This window comes from Pseudomonas sp. SIMBA_067 (assembly GCF_046534675.1).
In the GTDB taxonomy this organism is placed as follows: Bacteria; Pseudomonadota; Gammaproteobacteria; order Pseudomonadales; family Pseudomonadaceae; genus Aquipseudomonas; species Aquipseudomonas putida.
The window spans coordinates 1-243 of sequence record NZ_JAWRYH010001155.1 but is presented as its reverse complement, the minus strand read 5'-3'; the positions used below and the strand labels follow the sequence as shown (position 1 = coordinate 243).

1 protein-coding gene is annotated in these 243 nt (G+C 48.1%); it reads right to left on the bottom strand.

Going from position 1 to position 243, the window contains the following annotated elements; all coding sequences use genetic code 11:
- A partial coding sequence (locus tag SB765_RS32925) for a rhamnan synthesis F family protein (protein ID WP_410932935.1) occupies positions 1–243 on the bottom strand: 243 nt, incomplete at both ends.

Sequence of the window (243 nt, the reverse complement as noted above, 5' to 3'; positions counted from 1 at the left end):
CTGAAACGAAAACGTCAACAGGCGCCACGATGTTGTTAAGATACTCGTTGATCTCCCCTGCCAGATCAACGTGATATAAATGTACAACAACTGCTATCTCCGCTCGAAGACTCGCGGCATTGATCGAGGAAAGCTGAAACTCAGGCAGTATTGCGTTCACCGATCCAGATTCAACAGTTCGCTTGGCGTCGTGTCGAGGCGAACCATTACGCAACCGGATCATTTCCTCTTTAATTTCAGCAG